Source organism: Nostoc sp., assembly GCF_036917275.1.
Taxonomy (GTDB): Bacteria; Cyanobacteriota; Cyanobacteriia; order Cyanobacteriales; family Nostocaceae; genus Nostoc.
This window is the reverse complement of record NZ_JBALDF010000018.1, coordinates 33,948-56,596: the sequence shown is the minus strand read 5'-3', so window position 1 is coordinate 56,596 and position 22,649 is coordinate 33,948. Positions and strand designations below refer to the sequence as shown.

Below are 22,649 nucleotides of genomic sequence, written 5' to 3'. Positions count from 1 at the left end.
AAATACCTCGTATAATTAGACGATTAATTTCACTTGATAATCTATATTAGACCTCTTGCAAAAGTCAAAAAATCAGGAATGTCATTTTGAGCTTAACCCAGTGGAGAGAAGAATATTACAAGATGTTTAGCTCCGCTCAATATGACAATTTAAGCATTTATGCAAGAGGTCTATTAATGTAGTACTGGCTGTAGCTGGAAATGTTCTGCGTTATTAAGTAACCCTTCTTCTAATAAAAGCTCATTAATAAAAATATCGATTTTATCCCGATCAATATTCTGCATAACTATCATGTGCGCCCAATTTTCAAAAACTGCTAACTGCCACTTTTTAATTAACCTTTGAGAAGGTTTTTGAAACACTACAGTATTGGAAAAATTATTTAACATGCATGGATATTCTCTGATTTGAAGTTGTTGGAAAAGATATTGGGCATTATGAATACAGGTCTTTGCTTCTCTAGCTAATCCATCACAACCTCTTGTTTGCACTGCATACCAGAGAATCAGGGGAGTATGGCCGTTTCTAGAACCCAGAATTGTTGTATCAGTTGAACCAATATATTCAATTATTGTTTCAACTTTTTCTACCCATTTCTTCTTAGTTAAGACTACACCACAAGGTAATGGAGAACCAATGAATTTAGCAGAAATAGCTATACTATCTATGGGTTTTTGAAAGTTAATTTGCGGAGCGCCATCTAAAAACGGTAATATTAATCCTGAGAGTGCAGCATCACAATGAATGTAATAATCTTTAATCTGATTGCGCTCTAAAATTTCTAGAACTTTGTCTAAGTTATCAATCGCACCCTTGACAGTAGTCCCAATATTTAAATTTATGAGCGCTGGATAATTGCGATTCTCGCTAATTAGTTGCTCAAAATGTTTATAATTCATCTCTCCATTAATTTGTGAATTGACAATATTATGTTGGATGCGGAATAATTTGGCTGCTTTGGAAATTGAGTAATGCGAGTCTTGTGACGAGTAAAGAATCCCATTAGGGTAAATTTCTCTTGCTAAAAACATTCCATATAAATTACCTTCAGTTCCGCCAGCAGTAACATAACCCCAAAACTGACTTTCTGGAATCTTATAGAGTTCAGCAAAAAAAGATAATACTTCTTGTTCAAACTTACGAGAATGGAGACCAAAATCTGGCTCGACATATGGATCTCCAGCATTATTTAACAGGAAATTGAAAAATTTTGCGATCGCACTGTAATCACAACTTAAATTATATGGGTAGCCTGCATGAAACTGCGATCGCTGTTCTATTTGCAACAAAAAATCTGCCAACTCTTTAGCAATTCTATCTGACATATCTCTGTATCTCCTATTTGAGTTAATTCACGTTTGAGTCGAAGTTCTAGCCGTTAATATAATGTCTTTATAATTTCTCAACCTCAGTATTAATTAAGTTTTTTCATTAAAAATAAATTAAGTGGTAATACGTATATATTATTCAGTGAAAATACTCATACGATTTGTCTGCTTGTGTTATATCATTCAAAGGCACGATTACCAAGCTAAATCTCAGATTTAGCCATAATGTCAATTTCAATCAAACTCTTAAAGGGTTAGTTTGACATTTAAATATGAACAAAATTACTTTTTGAGATTGCAAATTAGCGAATCTTCTGCTGAAAAGCAAACCACATCTAGTTTGCATATCTAACTAAAATGTCAATAACTATTGTTTGTGGCGTGGGTAGCGTTCGACTGACTTATACTAAGCGTTGCGTTGCACTGAGCGGCTGGTGAGCGCAGTCGAACTATACCGAAGTGTCGAAGTAGCGCTCACGCAGAAGTCTTGACTATCCTAATTATGCAAGTTAAATGTATAACAGCTTACTCATAAAATTTATGATGTTTAAATTTTGGATAATGGAATTGTTGGCGGAGCCTTTCGTAGAGAAGACTCTTGCGTTTTATTATTTAATGCAGGTTTTCAGCCCCCGAATTTAAACACGAGAATAAATCTAAAATCATATGAGATGGTAGTGGATTTACGCGCCCGCTTTACTAGAAATCGTGGCTATAAAAACGAAGTCCGCATATCGCGCTTGTTAGCGCACCACGCGGACTTCATCAGCTAAAAGTGCATTTAGATTTTTGCTTTTAGAACTCTCCGGCTAAAGCTGCAACACACCGTTCACAAATTAGGGGATGTTCTGCTGATTCTCCCACATGAATAGAGTAGTTCCAGCAGCGATCGCATTTTTGCCCATCTGCTTTGTAAACCTGAAAATATATGTCAGCATCATCTCCTTCCTGAGAAATTGGTTCAGATGGCACTTCTACTTGAGAAGCTAAAAATAGATAACGTAACTCATCTACACCATTACTTTTTTCAACTGAACCGTGAGTATTGGGATTTAGAGCTTGTAAACGTTGACGCAATCCCTCATCAAAAACATGCACCACAATTTTCGCTTCTAAAGACGATCCGATTGTCTTTTGCAATCGATATATTTCTAGAATTTTGTTGAGCTGATCACGAATTTTCCGTAATTCTGTCCAAGATTCCCCTAATTCCGGATTACGCCATTTTTCCTCTACCTGCACCCAACCGGCTTCAAACACCGATTTGTAAGGTGTTTTGTAGGGGAGATATTGCCAGATATCTTCGGCGGTGTGGCATAATACTGGAGCGATCGCTCGTGCTAAATTATCTATTGCGATCTTCAGCACTGTTTGACAACTGCGACGGCGGAAAGCATCGGTTGCACTGATGTACAGTCTATCTTTGGCAATATCTAAATAAAAGTTGGATAAATCCACCACGCAGAAATTCTGCACTGTTTGGAAAAAGCGGAAGAATTGGAAACTCTCAAAAGCAACGGTTACTTCCTCAAACACCTCGGTGATGCGGTGCAGCATATAACGGTCAAGTTCTGGCAATTCCTCGAAGGGGACTGCATCTTTTTCCGGGTCAAAATCATGCAAGCTACCCAACAAAAACCGCGCTGTATTGCGAATTTTGCCTCTGACATCATTCAGTTGCTTGATAATGTTTTTACCAATGCGGACATCACCAGAGTAGTCTACCGATGATACCCACAATCTCAATACATCTACACCGTAAGGCGGTTCTACTTTTTGATTTTTCCCGCCTTCAATGATTGTATTTGGGTCAACCACATTTCCTTCTGACTTACTCATCTTCCGCCCTTGTTCGTCCAAAGCAAAGCCGTGAGTTAGCACAGTTTTGTAAGGCGCAATCTCATTTACCGCTACACTGGTGAGCAAGCTTGACTGGAACCAACCGCGATGTTGGTCGGAACCTTCCAAATACATATCAGCGGGATAGCGTAAATCTGGACGCTGGTTGAGGACAGCTGCCCAAGATGAGCCAGAATCAAACCATACATCCATTGTGTCTGTACCTTTGCGGTAAGACTTGCCATTTTGGCGATAGGATTGGGGTAATAACTCCTCAACCGATAATTCCCACCAAGCATCAGAACCTTTTTCAGCGATGATTCCTTGGATGTGGTTGATAATTTCTTCATTCAGTAGTGGTTCTCCCGTGGCTTCATCATAGAAAACGGGAATTGGTACACCCCAACTTCGCTGACGAGAGATACACCAATCGGGACGTTCCGCCACCATTGGCGTGATCCGATTTTCACCTTGGGCTGGAATCCATTTTACAGTGGCGATCGCTTTTAGCGCTTCTTCTCTAAATCCTTCGACGGAAGCAAACCATTGTTCAGTCGCACGGAAAATCGTCGGCTTCTTCGTCCGCCAATCATAGGGATATTTGTGAGGGTATGGTTCTTCCTTCAACAAGGAACCAGCCACCGTTAAGGCATCAATTACCGCCTGATTACCATCACCCAGCACATTTAACCCCGCAAATTGTCCCGCTTCTTCGGTAAAATTGCCATTGTCATCCACTGGTGCAAGGATGGGCAAACCGTAACGCTGACCAACAATGTAGTCTTCTTGACCATGACCGGGTGCAGTATGTACCAACCCAGTACCTGATTCAGTAGTAATGTAATCACCGCCGACAACAATTGGACTTTCACGGTCATATAAGGGATGACGGTAAGTAGTATGTTCTAAATCACTCCCTTTAAATGTGGCTTTTAGAGTTAACTCAACACCCAACGTCGAAGATAAACGTTCCACTAAATCAGCTGCAACGATGAGGTATTTGAAATTACTTTGCGCTTTTGCCTCTGAGTGGGATTCCACCACTGCATAGTTCAAATCTGCATTTACCGCCACAGCCAAATTCGCCGGAATTGTCCAAGGTGTAGTCGTCCAGATAGCTACACCCAAATCTGACAAATATTCCGCCAACAGTGGTTTTACAGCTTCCGCCAAACTTGTAACTGGAAAAGCTGCATAGATACTGCGGGAAACGTGACCTTCTGGATATTCCAACTCAGCTTCAGCCAAAGCGGTTTTAGAACTCGGACTCCAGTGAACCGGCTTCAAACCGCGATAGATGTAGCCTTTTAAGAACATCTGACCAAACACGCCAATTTGAGCCGCTTCATATTCCGGCTTCAGAGTTAGATAAGGGTTATCCCAATCTCCCCAAATACCGTAGCGTTTAAAATTTTGACGCTGGTCATTTATGGTAACTAAAGCAAATTCTTTCGCTTTTAAGCGCAGTTGTAAAGCCGTTAAATTTTGCCGTTCTGCTGATTTCATATTCTGCAAAACTTTCAATTCAATTGGCAATCCGTGACAATCCCAACCAGGGACGTAGCGAACTTTACGCCCTTGTAACATTTGGTAGCGATTAATAATATCTTTGAGAATTTTATTTAAGGCATGACCGATATGGAGTGAGCCATTAGCGTAGGGAGGCCCATCGTGCAGTATAAATAATTCGCCGGGGTTATTTTTGGAAAGGCGATCGTAAATTTTATTTTCTTCCCAAAATTTTTGGATTTCAGGCTCACGCTTGATGGCGTTTGCCCGCATCTCAAAGTTAGTCTTGGGTAGATTTACAGTATCTTTGTAACTTCCTGATTCGGTCACAGTCTCATGCCTAGAATTAGGTGTGTAGGTTTTATCAATTATAGAAGATAGCCTGAAAACCAAAATTTGCTTTTTGAGAGCGAGTTTGATAAACCTCTCCCTACCTTGAATTTTCGTTAATAAAGTTGCAAATAAAAGATAGGATTCCACAAGGGCGTAGCCCGTCGTAGACATTGCTACTATAAAATTCAGATGGATTAAGTGTCAGTTGGGTTTCCTTACGTTAACCCAAGTGACACTTAATGCACAAATTTAGGCTTGACACGGTACTATATTTATGGTCTAAGTGCATTATTGCAGCAAAGGAGTTGTGCTGTGACCGTTAGTTAACGCATTCACAATTTCAGCTTGAGCAGGTTGACTGGCAAGAACCGCTACAATTGGAGCAGCTTTTGAACTATATTGTTTATTTCTTTTTCCATTAGAGCCGCCAGCTTTGGAATACTGTATACTGTTTCTGCCGTAGATAGTTGCAACTCCACTTAGCATTCGTTCAGACATTTCGGAGAGAGCTTTATCCATCTGGGTTACTGTCTTACGCGATTCTTCAAGATTGGACACAAGTGTATTATGAGCTTCTAACGTCGCACGGGTAGCGTTTACAAGGTGGTTGTAGGCTTCAATGGTTAATCCATGTCCTAAATCTAGATTTTCATCAATGGATTTAAGCAAGGCGAGACGAAGTTGGGCTTTGTCAACAGCAGCAGAACCACGAGTTCTTAAAGACATGAGATATCCTCTTCTTAATAATTCCTTTTTCAACATAGTGGAGTATCCTTTTGCCTGAGATGGGTAGTTTTGTGGATTTATTTCATTAAAAGTTCAACGATATAATTACGAGTTTGTCTGTATTTTTACTCATTTTTCATATCGATTTGTTGTTTGAGAATAAGTGCAATCAGCAAATGCGAACCCCGAATCAACAAATGCGAACCCCGAATCAGCAAATGCGAACCCCGAATCAGCAAATGCGAACCCCGAATCAGCAAATGCGAACCCCGAATCAGCAAATGCGAACCCCGAATCAGCAAATGCGAACCCCGAATCAACAAATGCGAACCCCGAATCAGCAAATGCGATCGCCGAATCAACAATTGCGAACCCCGAATCAACAAATGCGAACCCCGAAATAACATAGAAAGGGGAAACTAGAACATCTAATTCCCTCGTCTTTATAAGCTACGGTGTACACACAAGTCGAATTACCCCCCTTAATCCCCCCTTGTAAAGGGGGGAAACAAGAGATTCTAGTTCCCTCCCCTTTATAAGGGGAGGGTTAGGGTGGGGTAACTTCCCTCAACCTACAAATAACTTCGCTAATCTGATCCACCACACCATCAATATCTTGATAAACTTCTTGATTCGTAAATCTTAAAATCCTCGTACCTTTTGATTCCAAAAATGCTTGGCGATCGCGGTCATACTCTGGAACTCCATCTTGATAGTGACTATCACCATCAATTTCTATAGCAAGTCTCAATTCCGAAGAATAAAAATCCACTACAAATCTGTCAATACTGTATTGTCTGCGAAATTTACAGCTTTCAATTTGCTGATTTCTAAGTTTTGCCCAAACTATTTTTTCAGATGGGGGCATATTGTTTCTGAGAGTTTGCCGTTTTTGCTTTTCTGAGGTTTGGTTATACAGTTTTGTCATCAGCATTTTCATATTCCTGGACTGTGCTTATTATTCCCAGGATTACCCCCCTTAATCCCCCCTTATAAAGGGGGGAAACAAGAAATCTATCTAGTTCCCTCCCCTTTATAAGGGGAGGGTTAGGGTGGGGTAATTCGACAGGATTACCCCCCTTAATCCCCCCTTATAAAGGGGGGAAACAAGATTTCCGGTTCCCTCCCCTTTACAAGGGGAGGGTTAGGGTGGGGTAATTCGAGGACTGGTAGTGATTCGATAACTTGTCTATACACCGTAACTCCGACTCAAAAAGGGACGGTTTTGCCTAATAAAATCAGGAGAGGTTTTTAGACGATTAAGGGACTAATCAGAAATTTTGCGGAGATTAAGAGTTAAGTAACAGAAAGTAGTATACTTTTCTGGGTTATCGTATTGCTTATCCAAAGGTTTCGTTTAAAAACAAATAATTTTGGGGTTGCTCTAATGCTAAGTCCTGTGGTAACAGTCAGTATCTTTCAAAAACAATCCGACCCGAAAGTATTTTCAGCAGGTCAAGTCATTTTTGAAGAAGGACAGTCTGGAGATGAAATGTACGGAATTCTGGAAGGAGAGGTAGATATATTAGTCAATGGCAAAGTTGTAGAAACCATTGAGACGGGCGAAGTTTTTGGTATCGGGGTACTTATAGGAGTCCAAAATAGAACTTACACAGCTATTGCCAAGGTGGATAGCAAACTAGGTTTCCTTGATGAGAACGGGTTTCTCTTCGCCGTTCAGGAAACACCCATGTTTGCTCTAAAGGTGATGAAAAGTTACTCAGACCGTTTAAGTCGCTTGCAGCATCTGCTTTAAAGCACCTCAGCTAGCAGAAATTCTAAAACTAATTTAAATAAAGTCAAAGGTGCAAGATTTACTGGAGGTAGCAATGGCGCGTAAACGGTTGATTATCGAGATGGGGATGGGAATAGACCAGCATGGACAAGAACCAACAGTAGCAGCATCTAGGGCGGTAAGGAATGCGATCGCTCACAATGCTTTACCTGGTGTTTGGGAAGTTGCTGGTTTAAGTCACCCCAATGAAATGATTATAGAAGTTCAGGTAGCAGTACCATATCCAGAACAAGTTAGAGAAGAAGAGGTACTAGCTGTCCTACCATTTGGTCGCAAAAGTCTTACCGTAGAATCTGGGGGGATGATAGTTCAAGGGCGGGCGATTCCCGAACTCAACGATAAAAATGACGAAATGTTGATTGCGATCGCTGCTGTTACAGTTCTGATCGAGAATGAGTAGCCGATCGCAGGCGTTATGCTCACAAGTGTACTCAAGCCTGCCAATCGCTTGTAGTCAAGGTTTGGGGCAGCTGCAATCTAGTATTATGAATTAGTACAAGTAGGTGTGCCTGAGTTTTGCCTCTACACACAATCCATAATTCTTGGAAACAGGGAGCAGAATAGAGCGTGATTAAACCAGAGGTAGTATCTTACGGATCTTGGCGATCGCCCATCACAACAGACTTAATTACCGCACGGACAATTGGGTTGGGACAAATTGCTCTCGATGGCGAAGATATTTACTGGAGCGAGCTGCGACCGTCAGAGCAAGGTAGAAATGTCGTAGTCCGCCGGGGTGCAAATGGTGAAATTACTGATATCACACCTACTCCCTTCAACGTGCGTACCCGTGTGCATGAATATGGTGGCAGTTCTTTTCTTGTGGTAGATGGCACTGTTTACTTTTCTAACTTTATTGACCAACGCCTATATCGTCAGGATACCGATACACAGCCGCAAGCCATCACCCCGTCAGCAGCCACACGCTATGCAGATGGTATTTTTGACCGCCAACACAACCGAATTATTTGCGTGTCCGAAGATCACACTGATGCTGCAAATGAGGCGATCAATACTCTAGTCAGCGTGGAACTAGACGGACACAAAATCCAAGTATTAGTATCTGGAAATGACTTTTATGCTTCGCCTCGCCTTAGTCCCGATGGTTTACGATTAGCTTGGCTGACTTGGAACCATCCTAATATGCCTTGGGATAGTACTGAACTATGGGTTGGGGAATTAAAAGCAGATGGTAGTTTAGGAAATACTCAAAAAATTGCTGGCGATTTAGATGAATCTATCTTTCAGCCAGAGTGGTCGCCGGATGGCAAATTGTACTTTGTTTCTGACCGTACAGGTTGGTGGAATATATATCGTTGGCAAGATGAAAATGTAGAAGCGCTAACTCAAATCAAAGCGGAGTTTGGTCAGCCGCAATGGAATTTTGGGATGTCCACTTACGCTTTTGAGTCTGCTAACCGGATTATTTGTACTTATACCCAGCAAGGTATTTGGTATTTAGCTAGCCTTGACACAGTAACCGCTCAACTAGAACTAATAAATACGCCCTACACAGCTATTAGTTCTCTCCACGCCACCTCTAACCAGGTGGTTTTTCGCGGAAGTTCTCCAACTGAGTTGGCAGCTATTATCCGTCTAGATTTGACAACCAAAAAGCTAGAAGTACTACGGCGTTCCAGTGATGTAACTATTGATGCTGGTTATCTTTCTCTCCCTGAAGCCATTGAATACGAAACAGCTGATGGTAAAACAGCACACGCCCTTTTCTACTCACCTCAAAACCTAGATTATACTGCTCCTGCGGGCGAAAAACCGCCTTTGATTGTCAACAGCCACGGTGGCCCCACCGCAGCAACTTCTAGTAGCCTCAGTTTTGGCGTTCAGTATTGGACTAGCCGAGGTATAGCGGTTCTGGATGTAAATTATGGTGGTAGTACAGGTTACGGGCGGGAGTATCGGCAACGACTTGATGGACAGTGGGGAATTGTAGATGTAGATGATTGTGTTTTTGGTGCGCGTTACTTGGTGGAACGGGGAGATGTAGACGGCGATCGCCTGGCAATTTCTGGTGGTAGTGCAGGTGGTTACACAACGCTTTGTGCCTTGACTTTCCGAGATACTTTTAAAGCAGGAGCCAGCTATTATGGTGTCAGCGACTTAGAAGCTTTAGTCCGGGATACACATAAATTTGAATCGCGCTACTTGGATCGCCTGGTTGGCGCTTACCCACAACAGCGTCAGATTTATCAAGAGCGATCGCCAATTAACTTTAGCGATCGTCTAGCCTGTCCAGTGATTTTTTTCCAAGGATTAGAGGATCGAGTGGTTCCGCCCAACCAAACTGAAGCAATGGTTGCAGCCCTGCGAACTAAAGGTGTACCTGTGGCTTATCTTCCTTTTGAGGCTGAAGAACATGGCTTTCGTAAAGCCCCAAACATCAAACGTTCTTTGTCAGCAGAACTCTACTTTTACTCACGAATTTTCGACTTTGAAACTGCTGAATCAATCGAACCTGTAGTCATTGAAAACTTTTAGCTACCTAGCCGTGATCATCAGCGAAAGTGACATCTTGACCGCGCAATAAAAGTGCGAAATAATGGCTCTCGAAAGTATTGCTATCCTTTGATTGTGGCTACCAAAGTAAGAAAGTTCAGCAAGAAATTTCTTACTTTAGACGTTCTCTAAGGAACGTGGATTAAATAAATTAGCTTTGATACCAATTCTCCGTGAGCTTGCACTTAATGATTACTCCTTCTGCCTTGGCGCACTTGGCGGTTCGTTTAATAATTAAGTGCATCTTATCGAACTGCCAAGACGCCAAGAACGCCAAGAATCGTAGAGTGTGCGTAAGTCTTATATTAATGGAGTTCGCTATACTGATTGCTAGAACATGGAGCAGTTGAAGGCGGCCATTACCACTGCAAGTCATTAATTTCTTCATAAACCGATAAACATTTAGGAGGAACAAAAACATGGTTGCTCAAGTGAACCTTGGCGGTAGTTTCACGCTCGCAGGTACTTCTGTAACTCTGAAGCGGATAGGCTATGGCGCGATGCAGCTTGCTGGATCAGGTGTTTGGGGACCGCCGCGTGACGTGGATGCTGCCGTTGCCGTTCTGCGCGAAGCGATCGCACTCGGAATTGATCACATCGACACCAGCGACTTCTACGGTCCGCACATCACCAACCAAATCATTCGACAAGCACTGCATCCTTATCCCGAAAATCTGACGATTGTCACCAAGGTGGGCGCAGTGCGCGGCGCGGACGCATCGTGGAATCCAGCGCAGAGTCCGACCGAGCTTCGCCAAGCGGTACACGACAACCTGAGCAACCTGGGCGTTGACGTGATCGATGTCGTCAACCTGCGCCGATGGGGGGACAAACCGAACGAGGGGTCGATCGCAGAGCAATTCACTGTACTCGCAGAGATGCAGCAGCAGGGATTGATCCGGCACCTGGGACTTAGCAATGTGACGGCGGCGCAGGTCGAGGAAGCGCGGGCGATCGCGCCGGTGGTCTGTGTGCAGAACCAGTACAACCTCGCCCACCGCGACGACGAGGCGCTAGTAGGCGATCTGGCGCTTAAGGGCATCGCCTACGTGCCGTTCTTTCCGCTCGGCGGCTTCAACCCGCTTCAGTCTTCGACGCTGGACACGGTGGTGGCGTCGGTCAAAGCCACTAAGATGCAGATTGCGCTGGCGTGGCTGTTGCAGCGCTCGCCGAACATCTTGCTGATTCCGGGAACCTCATCGGTTGAGCATCTGCATGAGAATCTCAAAGCCGCAGATTTGCAACTTCCACCGCAAATAATTGCCGAGTTGGACGCGATCGGCGGCGCTTAACTATGCCGATCGGACTCGTCTACGGTGCGGCCAGCACCAAAAACTTTGAGATGCTACGCGGTTACGGCGCATAAAATCAAAGAAATCTGGAGAAAATTATGTCATTAGAAACAGAGACACTACAGGCTACACCACCAACTTCTACCTTTGAGACACCTGAAAAGAAGCAAGAATTTAACTGGAGGCAATGCTGGTATCCCGTTAGCTTTGTACAAGACTTGCCAGCCAACCGCCCTTATAGCTTTTCCTTGTACGATGAACCCTTCGTTTTGTTCAAAGACCAAAATGGACAACTTATCTGTTTAACAGATCGTTGTCCCCACCGTGCAGCTAGACTTTCTGATGGACAAATTATTGACGGCAAAATAGAGTGCTTATATCACGGTTGGCAGTTTGGCAGTGATGGTCAATGTCTGCACATTCCCCAATTACCAACAGATGCCAAAATTCCGGTAAATGCTTGCGTATCATCCTTTAAAGTCTTGGAACGTCAAGGGATCATTTGGATGTGGGCAGGGGAAGCCGAAACAGCTATTGATGAGCTAATTCCATCTCTACCAGATTGGGAAAAGCCGGATTGCTTCAGCTTAGACTATGTACGTGATCTACCTTACGACCAAAGCTATTTTATTGAAAACGTTATTGACCCGGCTCATATTCCAATCAGCCATGATCGCATCATGGGAAGTCGAAAAGATGCCCAACCGTTGGAACTAGAAGTCATTGACAGCAACATTCAGGGAATAAAGGGAAGGTGGCGGCAAACACAGACTGCCAATCTGCCTTGGATGTCATTAGATTTCATTGCTCCTAATTTGATTCTCTACAACTCTCGTAATGAACAGCAAGGTAAGTTTGGGGGCGTAGCCTTGTATTCAATTCCATTAAGTAAAGATAGATGTCGGATTCTTGTTAGAAATTATGGTAACTTTTTTAGCCAAAAAATCAAGCTAATGCCTCCCTGGTTAGAACACATTTTGATCCGAAACAAAATTTTAGAAGGTGATTTGCAATTAGTCGTTGAACAAAAGGCCCAAATTGAGCGTTTGGGACAAAATCTCAAAGAAGTATATTTACCACTGAAAACATCTGATCCTCTAGTGGTTGAGTATCGCAAGTGGCTAGATAAATTTGGATCATCTTTGCCGTTTTATCAAGGTTATTCCACTTCAAAAAATCTTGGTAGTAGCGAGTCTGATCAAAAGTTGATCACGTTAGACCGATTCTCACAACATACACTTATTTGTCATTCCTGTAATCAAGCTTATCAAGTGACAAATAGGGTTAAACAAAGTTGTATAGGAGTAGCGATCGCTCTAGCGGCTTTAGCAATACTTGCAGATGATTCTAGAATCAGAATAGCTGCATTATCGCTTTCTATAGCAGCAGTTGTCATGTCCGCTATGGCTCAAAGACTCAAAACTCACTTTGAGCGTTCCTACACTCGTCACTAAAATAACAATTAGGGACTGGGGACTGGAATCGAAATTCTTCCCTTCCCAACACTTAATCCCTAAACTATCATCTTAGTCATAATCAAGTTAGCCGCTCTGCGCTAAAGTAAAAATATTGGGATAAAAATCTCTGGCAGTAAGTTCAATACACCACTAATCTTTACCACTGCGGCGATCATGTCTCAAGAGTATAACGAATCACTCCAAATTCAGGAGATTACCAAACTAAAACCGAAACACTTTGCTGATTTAGTCAGATCAGCACAATTGGTTTTCGACCCCACAGCGGGAGTTTCGGGAAAAAGTATCACAGTTGACTGGGAACAATTCGGAATTCCCCATGATGTAGCAGACAATCTCAAATTACTTGGTCAGCAGTACCAATATGCATCTCCTCACATTCCTGTTGAAGTCATTTGGAGTAAATTAACTCCAGAAACTCGTATTTGGTTCGTTGAAAATAAAGATAGGTTGTGGCAGCTTGAAGAAGCTTTCCCAGCCCTTGACGAAGATTAAACGGCTAAACCATTGAAAGGAATACAAATTATTTGTAGGGGCACAATTGCAATTGTGCCCCTATCTTCTCTCTATAGGCATTTTTGTTTGAATGGAAGACGCGGTAAATTTAGACTTAGAACACTAATTCAGTAATCTTGGAAGAACCTCTCCCCCAACCGTTGTAGAGTTGGGGGCTGGGGGTTAGGTTAAATCGATGCTCTAGTTATTTTGAGCGATCGCATTAGCTTCAGTACATAAGTTAAATTAATAAAAAAGCTTGTATCGATGAATCAAAGTGTAAGTGTTGCTCCCAGCTTGGAAGAACACACTCATGAAAATCCTGTTGTTACCAAACAACAGCTATTAGCAAAGCAACTAATTGTCCTTGTCTTGGAAATACTTCTGGCATTACCTTTGGGTTTACTGCTGGCAAAGTTTCAAATTGGCAGAATTGCCTGGATATTTGGCGGGATTGCCTCTGGTACAGTGGTTCTTCAAGGGTGTCGAATTTTTTATCAATATTCTCCCCAACCTAACCGCACTGCTAGAAAAGTGGGAATGGCACTTGTAGGCTTAACTGTCGGCGCTTCTAGTGCCCACGGTAATCTAGCTAGTGTTGTTTCTGATATTCCGATATTTATTTTTCTTACCTTGTTTCTGCTGCTGAGTGGAAGCTGTATTGGTTATATTTACTCCCGCCTCAGCAAAACCAACTTAATGACAGCAATGCTGGCTACAGTTCCTGGCGGTGTCGGAGTTATGGCAGCGATCGCCGCCGATTACAATAAAAATGTTACCTTGGTTGCCTTAGTTCAAGCGATTCGCGTCACCTCAGTAGTTGTTCTAATTCCCTTCATCGCTAAGACATCAGCTAGTAATTATTATCCGCAAACACTCCCAAGCAACGCTGCTTGGCTCAATTTTGATCCATCTCAACTAGGATTACTTTTGTTAGTACTGCTAATCACTGGATTAGTAGTTTATCCCGCTATATTATTTAAAATTCCTGCTGGCGATTTTTTTGGTGCATTGTTAATTGGTATCGGGTTTAATCCTTTGCTACATTGGCTGCCTTTCGTGGGTGATATTAGCTTTAGTCCGCCGCCTTTAATTAACTTATTGGGTCAAATGCTCCTGGGAATTACTATTGGTGAGTATTGGGGAGACAAACCCAACTTTAAGAAGCAGACTGTCGCTTATGCCTTGATGTCTGTGGGCATGACCCTTGTAGCCGGAGCGATCGCTGCTATACTTGCAATGCAATTAACCTCTTGGGACTGGCTAACTTGTCTCTTAGTCACAGCACCAGGAGGATCAGCAGAAATGATCTTGGTTTCCCTGGCATTGAATCATAATGTTGAAATTGTCACAACTGGTCATTTAGTGCGACTAATTGCGATTAATAGTTCTTTACCTCTTTGGGTGTTTTTGTTTCGCCGTTTGGATGAGCAAGTTTCTGAATCAGTTTAATTGATGAAGGCAGGGGAAGCAGGGGAAGAAAAATAGGCTTATTCTAAGCGTATTGCAAGACCTCTTACAAAAATCCTTGAATCACCCCTCCCCAACCCTCCCCGTATGTGTTAGGGAGGGGGCAAGATTTCAAGTTACCCCTTTATAAGGCTACGGTGTATACACAAGTCTCAAGTAGTTGATAAATCTCGGTTTTACCCCACCCTAACCCTCCCCTTATAAAGGGGAGCCACTGCGTTGGGCGGGCAATGCCCGACTTGAAGCATGTGGCGTGAGGGAACAACATTTTTTCTGTTTCCCCCCTTTATAAGGGGGGATTAAGGGGGGTAATAGGACTTGTGTATACACGGTAGCTTTATAAGGGGGGTCTATTCGACTTATGCAAGAGGTCTAATAGTAGAGACGCGATTAATCGCGTCTCCCAACTCTCAAAGATGCAACTTGAATGCTGATTAGCTTATTCTTTTGTTATCCAGATACTAAGGATGCTTTAAATGGTTGCCCAAATCCAAGAACTTGAAGCCCAGCACTGGGTTAAAACTCGTTCTTCCCTCGACCCTAGCGAATCCACTTTCCTGATTTGGAAAGGTAAAATTTACGCCTTTGTCCCCGGTGAGAAAAGACAACTCCTGTTTAAGATGCTGGGATTGAGTGTTAGCCGATGTATTCCCACGGCAGAAGGTAGCTGGGATTTTACTTCTAGAGAACTGACTTACTACCTCAACCCAAAAACAGATGAGGTTTTGCCCAAATGGGAAAATCCTTGGACAGGCGAGACAGTTCCGGTGATTCACGTTGCGAATAATCCAGTGCAAGGTAGATTCGATGGAAATTTTCCTGCACAAGTAGATGGTGATAGCACAACCTTCGTTTTTGATATATTTCCCTATTACCCCAATCCCTTAGCAGACGATCCCAAATTTGCCGAATACAGCCCAAATCCAATTTATCAAGCAGCCGAATTGTTTAAATTAACTGTGCCAACCGCAGATTTATTCAACACAGCCCTCCCCTCAGTTTCTCAACTCAAACTGAGTTGGGATCGGATTGGTCAATGGCTTCCCTGGATGAAAATGGGCGATCGCCCCGGTAATCTGATCTATAGTGCTGTTGGCAGTAAGGTTAATGGTTTAACAGAACTGCCCCTACTGCTGCAAGACGAAATTAATAACCGTATTCCTCTATATAAAAAAGCCCCAAAAGCATTGATAGATGGAGAAGATATGACTTCCTGGTTATACTTCCAAAAGCACTTTCAAGCTTACTTGGCTGGTGAAATCTTCCCGCTTCCCCAAGCAGAAGAATTGTAAACTAACCTCAAAGCAAAATCAAACTCTTGCCAGGAGATAGCTGATGGTGATCCCAAAAGCATCAAGTCTAAAATTAGAGCTAAGTTAACCGAACCAAGCTAGAGATTGCTTCTACTAACGTCCTTGGTTCAATTGGCTTGGTGATGTGCTTGTAGAAATCCGCTTTTAGTGCCTGTTGATGATTTATCTCCCTGGCGTAGGCAGTCAGGGCGATCGGTTTTATCTGTTCGCCTTGTGCCAACAAGGTTCTGACCTGTAATCAACTCAATAATACATCCAGCTAAAAGCGGATAAATTTAATATCCAATTAATATCTTATTTAAGCTGGCGGCTGTTTCTTTTGAAATTCTTCTATTGCTTTGATATGAGCTTCATTTACCTTTACATGCTCGGTTACTGCTTCTGAATACAACTCTGTTGAAGGATCTTCTGTTAGTCTGTCCGCCGAATCTTGAAATTTCTGCGCCTGCTCGTGCAAGGTTTCTACAGCCGCTTTGATACGTTCTTTTTGTTCCGGCTCTATTTGGTCATTTGTTTCTAAACTCTTACCCAACTCTTGTAGATCTTTACTATGCTCAACTGATTTTTGAGCATGTTTCTGTACTGTCTCTATAGTCTGCTTTGAAACTTCATGCATAATGTTAATCCCGACTATCCCTTTAAAATAATTATAAAATAGAAGCCATCTCGCCTATTTGTAACAGTACTATGTTGATTGCTTGAAACATATTAGACCTCTTGCAAAAATCCTTGAATTACCCCTCCCCAACCCTCCCCGATATATTGGGGAGGGGGCAAGATTTCAAGTTTCCCCCCAATATATCGGGGGGATTAAGGGGGGTCTATTCGACTTATGCAAGAGGTCTATTAACCTCATCTATGTTGATAACCGTAGTTTTTGCCCTCACCCTAAGTCCCTCTCCCTACTGTGAGAGGGACTTTTTTCCGGCTCCCCTTCTCCCAATATTGGGAGAAGCGGCAGGGGGATGAGGGTTTTTTCTTTTCATACGGAAAGAACTACAGTTTTCAAGGTGGACGCGGTTTACTTGCCATAACGCACACCCGATACAGTGTTTTTAACTGCTCTGGTGTCCGTTCCATTGTAATCTCGTTATTTATAGTAATCTTTTCTTTGACACTCAAATAGATGTAGCCCTAAGCGTTGGGAAAGTTCTTCACATACCTTGACACCCCGGACACTGTTACCACGCACATCCAGCAGCGGCGAAAAAACTCCAATCCCCATTTGATTGGGTACAACGGCGATAATCCCACCACTAATACCGCTTTTCGCCGGAATACCAATTTTATAAGCCCACTCACCTGCAAAGTTGTACATTCCACAGGTATACATAACACTCAGAATATCTTTGATGTAATGCTTATTTACCGCCTGTTCTTTTGTAATCGGGTTTATACCTCTGTTAGCAAGGGTAGCCGCCATCTTTGCTAAGTCTTGGCAATTCACCATCACAGCACACTGCTGAAAATAAAGATCCAAAGCTTCTTCAATATTTCGGTCAATCATCCCAAAGTTCAACATCAGATGCGCCATTGCGCGGTTGCGATGCCCTGTACTCCGTTCTGAGGTAAAAACTGAAATGTCAACGAATACATCGCGGTTAATATATCGGCGGAACATTTCTAGCATTCGGTTGAGGCGTTCGGTTGGGCCGAAACCTCTGATTAAGCTGGTGGTAGCGATCGCTCCAGCATTTACCATTGGATTATAAGGTCGCTTTGATTGCTCATCCAAAATAATCGCGTTGAATGCATCCCCTGTCGGTTCCACGCCAACTCTAGTCAAAACGTAATCCAGTCCATGATCTTCTAAAGCAAGTCCATAAGCAAACACCTTGGAAATTGACTGAATGGTAAAGAGTTGGTCGTAGTCCCCAACTTTGTAAACCTGACCATCTACTGTCACAATGCAAATGCTGAACAAGTCCGGGTTCACCTTTGCTAGTTCTGGAATATATTTCGCTACTGCACCCTCCCGCAGTAACTTGTACTGGGAATGCAACTCGTTGAGAACAGTTAATAATGGGGATGGATCTATTTCTAAATCTCCTTGATTTGCTTGGCTTGTCATCAGGCTGATAGCATTTCCCAAATTACCTAGTATATAGGAATCTTATTTGATTTTTGAATAAGCTCCGGACATCGTAAAGTGTCGAAATCAAAGGTAGTGTGTCTAATAAATGCGATCGCAACCTTAATTAAAAAATTGCAATTATAATCTTGCCAAAAAAAGATAACTTTAAGATTTTACAACTAACCCTTTTAAGGTGAGCAGATGTACTATCAACGTTTTTACGGCATTTCAGGCATCAGATGGAATTATATAGAGAAATTCTGCATTAAACTTCTCTCTTTTGGGACTGTAAATTAAGCGATGCCTACGCTTTAGCTAAAATACCAAAATTGGATTAGAACATCATTTATTTCATAGTACAAACGTTCACCTTGAAAGGGCACAGCCCCACATCTTTACAGTTGAAAAGACAGCTTGCTCTCAAAAATCATTTTTGAGCAACTACTTAGAACAAAAAATGACTCTTGTTTTTTTTAATACCTTATAAATTTTATTTTCAAGCGATCGCCAAGATTTACTAATTTTTTCATGATTAATCACAAAAAATATTAAGTTGAGTATCCTCTTTTTTTTATACTCAGCAACACTGTTACAATAAGTTACATTTATTACTAATTTTAATCTAGTCATAAATAATAAAAGTCATGATTAATGTCAGTAGAAAAAACCTTGAAAAAAGATATTAAACTCAAACTAATTTGGATAATTATTTCAGATGTAACTCCTATCACGACTTATTCATAGGTAAATCTAAATATTTCATTAATTAAGCGCTTTTGAGTATTTATGCTGATGCCATTTCATTAAATTTATCATATTGGGATTGGCTCGTAAATAGTTGATAGGGATGTTTTCTATAATACAGTGGTAGTTGCGAGCCTTTAGAAGCGATGTGAATGGGGTATCGTCACTTTGGTGTGCAATAAATGTAAAGTTTTGTTAAGAAATTTTTGACTTGCATTAAAAAGCGTTACATAGTCAAAGTCACCATTTTAAAAAGGTTTCGCCCTCAAAATTGGAATTTAAATTGAATCAAGTTGCCAATTATTACGCTAAAACCCTGATCCCCAAGCCAAAAGGTTCATGCTAGTCTGTTGCAGTTAGAAATAAAAAGTGAAAACGGAACGAGTTCGAGTTATCAGGAGGGAAGTCACTCTCACTAGTGAAAAATCCCGCGAGTTATAAAACTTAAGTTCTACAGTCGCTTTAAAAATGGACGCATGAATCAACGACATTTGTGGATTATTGTTACCCTGTTTATGGGTGTTTTGGGCATACCCTCAATCGGTTGCACTCAACCCATCAAGGGAAATGTGCTAGCTTCCCAAAAATCGCCTGCCCCTGATGTGGTAAAGGTGGGAGAGTACCAATCCAGAGCAGGGAAACAAACCTTGGATGCTGTGATTACACAAATTCATCCTCACAACATTGGAGGACGTAAGGCAGCAACCCTTTTTATCCGAAATATACCAGTTCTCACCTTTTTGAGTTCTCTACCAGATACGAGCGTTGAAACTAGAAAAGTTGGGGCAATTGGAGATAATGGGGGCGTACAATCGTACGCCCTTATTGCTAGCAATTCATCAAAGACGGTGAGTACTGGGAACTTAACGGGTGTGACTAACCAGATTAGCTCTGTTGACAATGATCCGGTTCAGATAGCTGGTGTAATGGCAGCTAAGATCAACCAGTTGAACCGAGAAAATGTGGACGGGAGTAAGATTACCGTAAGTTGGAAAGCAGGGGGCGAATCTACTGCCAACCAAGCGCAAAACAAAAGCGCTTCCCTCCAGCAAGATGGCGATCGCTATGTAATCAAAATTAATGACGAAGAATTGGTCGAAATCAACGAAGGTACGCGATTAGCAGGTAGTACCAACAATTTGGCGGAAGATGCATTACAAGCAACCAATCGCCTGCGGAGGCTACTAGGCAATGCATCTCCCTTAAAAGAAATTACGAATTTACCAGTGCGTCTACCAGTATCAATACCTAAATTGCCAAAACAGATTGCCGTCGGCCCAGTACGAATCTCTTTCGGAGGCATAGCTTCCTATTACGGCTATGATGGTTCTGGTAATCGTACTGCTAGCGGTCAGAGGTTCAATCCAGAAGAAATGACTGCCGCCCATCGCAGCTTGCCCTTTGGTACGCAAGTTCGTGTAACTAACACCTACAATGGTCGTTCTGTAGTGGTGCGGATTAATGACAGAGGCCCGTTCATTCGCGGGCGAATCATTGACCTTTCTGCTGGTGCGGCTCGGATTTTGGGAATGATGGGCAGTGGCGTGGCACAAGTGCATATTGAAGTCTTAGAGAAATAATCAAGTGCTAAGTGACTTCGGCGTGAGCGCTCAGTCAAGTGCTGAATAGGGAATCTCACTTCTTTACTCAAAGCCGGAACTCAGAACTCGCAACTGTTTTGCCCAATCCCCAGTTCCGAATCACTTAATTCCCCTAGTTCAAGCATCTCTTCCCTCTATTTCAGATATAAACTAGCGGGGGAGGGATCGATAAGAACTAGGGGTATTTTTGTGCGCCTGCTGACAACAGTCGCAGCTTTACGCTGCTATTTAACTAAACGCTGCTCAGAAAACAAGCTAATGGCAGTTACTGAGGATCTGAGACTAGATGAGATGACTAACTGGTATCAGACGGCAGTCGGTCTGGTGCCAACTATGGGGAATTTGCATCAAGGTCATTTAAGCTTGATCCAACGGGCGCGGCAAGAAAATTCTACGGTGATTGTTAGTATTTTCGTCAATCCCCTGCAATTTGCTCCCAATGAGGATTATCAACACTACCCTCGCACTTTAGAGCAAGACCAACAATTTTGTGAACAAGCTGGGGTAGATGCCATTTTTGCACCAACTCCGGAAGAAATGGCAGTTCCTCACAAAAGTATACAAGAATCAAAGGTTACACAAGTTATCCCCCCATCTGCTATGATAACAGGCTTGTGTGGTCGTTCTCGGCTAGGTCACTTTCAGGGTGTCGCTACGATTGTGACCAAACTTTTCAACTTGGTACAGCCTGACCGTGCCTACTTTGGTCAAAAGGATGGTCAGCAACTGGCAATTATTAAACGCTTAGTAGCTGATTTAAATTTGCCAGTAGAAATTGTTGCTTGTCCAACAGTACGGGAAGCGTCGGGTCTTGCCTTCAGTTCTCGTAATCAATATTTGACTGCAACGGCAAAAGAGCAAGCAGCGGTGTTATATCGCGGCTTGCGACGAGCTGAAGCTGCATTCATTGCAGGCGATCGCAATAGCAACAAGTTGATAGCAGTGGTACAGCAAGAAGTGGCAATGGTCAGCACGGTCTCAGTGGAATATATTGAATTGGTTGAACCGACTACGTTGATGTCTTTAGAAAAAGTTCAGGAGGAAGGAATGTTGGCGATCGCAGCTCGTCTTGGTTCTACACGTTTGATTGACAATACGATATTGCGCGATCGTCAACCCATCATCGCCATTGATGGCCCAGCCGGTGCTGGAAAATCTACAGTGGCGCGTCAAGTGGCAGCAAACCTAAGTTTAGTGTATTTAGATACAGGAGCTATGTACCGTGCTGTCACTTGGTTAGTATTGCAAAAGGGGATTGCCATTGACGATGAGTGTGCGATCGCCGAATTAACTAGCCAGTGTAAAATTGAACTTACTCCTACCCAGGATTTAGAATCGACAGTGCGGGTTCGGATTAACGGTATCGATGTTACCCAGGCAATTCGCACGATTGAGGTAACATCTCTTGTATCGGCGATCGCGGCACAAAGCGCTGTCCGTCAAGCATTGGTTAAACAACAGCAGAACTGGGGTAAAAGAGGTGGTTTAGTAGCTGAAGGTCGGGATATCGGTACTCACGTGTTCCCTGATGCCGAAGTTAAAATCTTCTTAACCGCTTCTGTAAGTGAACGCGCCCGTCGCCGCCAGCAAGACTTTAACAAACAAGGTCAACCCGAAGTGAGTTTAAAGCAGCTAGAACACGACATTGCCGAACGTGACTGGAAAGATAGTACACGCAAAGTTTCTCCTTTGCAAAAAGCAACGGATGCGATCGAAGTTCAAACCGATGGTTTAGACGTCTCTGAAGTCACCGCACAAATTGTTAACTATTACCAGCAGCGTTTATCTCAGTGGTAATCACCCCTATTTGCTGTTAGTTTTTAGTTTCAAAGGGTGGTGGGTGAGTGATTATTCACTTACCATCCTCAACATTGCACCCAAAAACAAAATATTAGATAATTTTACTATTGGCTCTATTCACTGAAAATCAAGCTTTATATTAAATTTTTTAGATTATTTAAATATTAAATCATCTTGCTTTCGACTGATTTCTTACATCATAATTAATCCTACTAAAGATAGAAGTATGAAAGCTTTAATTGCTAAATGCTAATTAATTATCGGTCTTTAATGATGAAATATTAGCCATTTTTATTTGTAATCATTAACTAATAGCGATTTGACTTATCACAAAAGTACTT

General features: G+C 42.4%; 18 protein-coding genes. 10 read left to right on the top strand and 8 right to left on the bottom strand.

The features are described 5' to 3' along the window. Positions 1–173: 173 nt before the first annotated feature. The 5 genes from V7K35_RS07425 to V7K35_RS07405 form a co-directional block, all read right to left on the bottom strand. On the bottom strand, positions 174–1,325 hold the full coding sequence (locus tag V7K35_RS07425) for a histidine decarboxylase (RefSeq protein ID WP_335077625.1): 1,152 nt from the start codon (positions 1,323–1,325) through the stop codon (positions 174–176). Positions 1,326–2,123: 798 nt separating this feature from the next. Then, positions 2,124–5,006 (bottom strand): isoleucine--tRNA ligase, encoded by a 2,883-nt coding sequence (ileS, locus tag V7K35_RS07420; protein WP_335077638.1) that lies wholly within the window; start codon positions 5,004–5,006, stop codon positions 2,124–2,126. A gap of 291 nt (positions 5,007–5,297) precedes the next feature. Further along, a complete protein-coding gene (locus tag V7K35_RS07415) occupies positions 5,298–5,771 on the bottom strand; it encodes a hypothetical protein (protein WP_335077624.1) in 474 nt (157 codons plus the stop codon). 89 nt (positions 5,772–5,860) lie between these two features. Beyond that, complete coding sequence (locus V7K35_RS07410; RefSeq protein WP_335077622.1) at positions 5,861–6,142, bottom strand: hypothetical protein; 282 nt, start codon at positions 6,140–6,142, stop codon at positions 5,861–5,863. A gap of 140 nt (positions 6,143–6,282) precedes the next feature. After that, the gene (locus tag V7K35_RS07405; protein ID WP_335077620.1) at positions 6,283–6,663 is read right to left on the bottom strand and encodes an endonuclease domain-containing protein; all 381 of its coding nucleotides are present in this window, start codon (positions 6,661–6,663) and stop codon (positions 6,283–6,285) included. Positions 6,664–7,122: 459 nt separating this feature from the next. Here V7K35_RS07405 and V7K35_RS07400 point away from each other — a divergent pair, with 459 nt between their 5' ends. From V7K35_RS07400 to V7K35_RS07365, 8 genes are all read left to right on the top strand, one after another. After that, positions 7,123–7,491 carry a cyclic nucleotide-binding domain-containing protein gene (locus V7K35_RS07400; protein ID WP_335077618.1) on the top strand — a complete coding sequence of 123 codons (369 nt, stop codon included), beginning with the start codon at positions 7,123–7,125 and terminating at the stop codon, positions 7,489–7,491. A 73-nt stretch (positions 7,492–7,564) separates the two neighbouring features. Beyond that, complete coding sequence (locus V7K35_RS07395) at positions 7,565–7,930, top strand: Lin0512 family protein (RefSeq protein ID WP_193945293.1); 366 nt, start codon at positions 7,565–7,567, stop codon at positions 7,928–7,930. 167 nt (positions 7,931–8,097) lie between these two features. After that, positions 8,098–10,026, top strand: a complete 1,929-nt coding sequence (locus V7K35_RS07390; RefSeq protein WP_335077616.1) for a S9 family peptidase — start codon at positions 8,098–8,100, stop codon at positions 10,024–10,026. 437 nt (positions 10,027–10,463) lie between these two features. Next, positions 10,464–11,336 carry an aldo/keto reductase family oxidoreductase gene (locus V7K35_RS07385; RefSeq protein WP_335077614.1) on the top strand — a complete coding sequence of 291 codons (873 nt, stop codon included), beginning with the start codon at positions 10,464–10,466 and terminating at the stop codon, positions 11,334–11,336. A 98-nt stretch (positions 11,337–11,434) separates the two neighbouring features. Continuing rightward, the gene (locus V7K35_RS07380; RefSeq protein ID WP_335077612.1) at positions 11,435–12,790 is read left to right on the top strand and encodes an aromatic ring-hydroxylating dioxygenase subunit alpha; all 1,356 of its coding nucleotides are present in this window, start codon (positions 11,435–11,437) and stop codon (positions 12,788–12,790) included. Between the two features lie 177 nt (positions 12,791–12,967). Then, positions 12,968–13,306: a hypothetical protein gene (locus tag V7K35_RS07375; RefSeq protein ID WP_335077610.1), complete on the top strand. Its 339-nt coding sequence runs from the start codon at positions 12,968–12,970 to the stop codon at positions 13,304–13,306. Between the two features lie 267 nt (positions 13,307–13,573). Next, positions 13,574–14,758, top strand: coding sequence for an AbrB family transcriptional regulator (locus V7K35_RS07370; protein WP_335077608.1), 1,185 nt, complete (start codon positions 13,574–13,576; stop codon positions 14,756–14,758). A gap of 494 nt (positions 14,759–15,252) precedes the next feature. Further along, a complete protein-coding gene (locus tag V7K35_RS07365; RefSeq protein ID WP_335077606.1) occupies positions 15,253–16,068 on the top strand; it encodes a DUF1838 domain-containing protein in 816 nt (271 codons plus the stop codon). A gap of 79 nt (positions 16,069–16,147) precedes the next feature. Here the strand turns inward: V7K35_RS07365 and V7K35_RS07360 are convergent, their stop codons facing one another. The 3 genes from V7K35_RS07360 to glsA form a co-directional block, all read right to left on the bottom strand. Further along, a complete protein-coding gene (locus tag V7K35_RS07360; RefSeq protein WP_335077604.1) occupies positions 16,148–16,312 on the bottom strand; it encodes a hypothetical protein in 165 nt (54 codons plus the stop codon). A gap of 75 nt (positions 16,313–16,387) precedes the next feature. Then, positions 16,388–16,705: a hypothetical protein gene (locus V7K35_RS07355; RefSeq protein WP_335077602.1), complete on the bottom strand. Its 318-nt coding sequence runs from the start codon at positions 16,703–16,705 to the stop codon at positions 16,388–16,390. Between the two features lie 474 nt (positions 16,706–17,179). Next, on the bottom strand, positions 17,180–18,160 hold the full coding sequence (gene glsA / locus V7K35_RS07350; RefSeq protein WP_335077600.1) for a glutaminase A: 981 nt from the start codon (positions 18,158–18,160) through the stop codon (positions 17,180–17,182). A 1,223-nt stretch (positions 18,161–19,383) separates the two neighbouring features. On the opposite strand from glsA, the gene V7K35_RS07345 reads away from it, so the two are divergent. Both V7K35_RS07345 and V7K35_RS07340 read left to right on the top strand, forming a co-directional pair. Then, a complete protein-coding gene (locus tag V7K35_RS07345) occupies positions 19,384–20,487 on the top strand; it encodes a septal ring lytic transglycosylase RlpA family protein (RefSeq protein WP_335077598.1) in 1,104 nt (367 codons plus the stop codon). Between the two features lie 210 nt (positions 20,488–20,697). Beyond that, complete coding sequence (locus V7K35_RS07340; RefSeq protein ID WP_335077596.1) at positions 20,698–22,305, top strand: bifunctional pantoate--beta-alanine ligase/(d)CMP kinase; 1,608 nt, start codon at positions 20,698–20,700, stop codon at positions 22,303–22,305. The last annotated feature ends 344 nt before the right edge of the window (positions 22,306–22,649 follow it).

What these genes read in the sequence shown, in the direction of transcription:
- V7K35_RS07395 (WP_193945293.1), top strand. Translation starts at nt 7,565, where the DNA reads ATGGCGCGTAAACGGTTGATTATCGAGATGGGGATGGGAATAGACCAG.
- V7K35_RS07355 (WP_335077602.1), bottom strand. Translation starts at nt 16,705, where the DNA reads ATGCATGAAGTTTCAAAGCAGACTATAGAGACAGTACAGAAACATGCT.
- V7K35_RS07410 (WP_335077622.1), bottom strand. Translation starts at nt 6,142, where the DNA reads ATGTTATTTCGGGGTTCGCATTTGTTGATTCGGGGTTCGCAATTGTTG.
- V7K35_RS07425 (WP_335077625.1), bottom strand. Translation starts at nt 1,325, where the DNA reads ATGTCAGATAGAATTGCTAAAGAGTTGGCAGATTTTTTGTTGCAAATA.
- V7K35_RS07380 (WP_335077612.1), top strand. Translation starts at nt 11,435, where the DNA reads ATGTCATTAGAAACAGAGACACTACAGGCTACACCACCAACTTCTACC.
- glsA (WP_335077600.1), bottom strand. Translation starts at nt 18,160, where the DNA reads ATGACAAGCCAAGCAAATCAAGGAGATTTAGAAATAGATCCATCCCCA.
- V7K35_RS07400 (WP_335077618.1), top strand. Translation starts at nt 7,123, where the DNA reads ATGCTAAGTCCTGTGGTAACAGTCAGTATCTTTCAAAAACAATCCGAC.
- V7K35_RS07375 (WP_335077610.1), top strand. Translation starts at nt 12,968, where the DNA reads ATGTCTCAAGAGTATAACGAATCACTCCAAATTCAGGAGATTACCAAA.
- V7K35_RS07415 (WP_335077624.1), bottom strand. Translation starts at nt 5,771, where the DNA reads ATGTTGAAAAAGGAATTATTAAGAAGAGGATATCTCATGTCTTTAAGA.
- V7K35_RS07365 (WP_335077606.1), top strand. Translation starts at nt 15,253, where the DNA reads ATGGTTGCCCAAATCCAAGAACTTGAAGCCCAGCACTGGGTTAAAACT.
- V7K35_RS07345 (WP_335077598.1), top strand. Translation starts at nt 19,384, where the DNA reads ATGAATCAACGACATTTGTGGATTATTGTTACCCTGTTTATGGGTGTT.
- V7K35_RS07370 (WP_335077608.1), top strand. Translation starts at nt 13,574, where the DNA reads ATGAATCAAAGTGTAAGTGTTGCTCCCAGCTTGGAAGAACACACTCAT.
- V7K35_RS07385 (WP_335077614.1), top strand. Translation starts at nt 10,464, where the DNA reads ATGGTTGCTCAAGTGAACCTTGGCGGTAGTTTCACGCTCGCAGGTACT.
- V7K35_RS07405 (WP_335077620.1), bottom strand. Translation starts at nt 6,663, where the DNA reads ATGACAAAACTGTATAACCAAACCTCAGAAAAGCAAAAACGGCAAACT.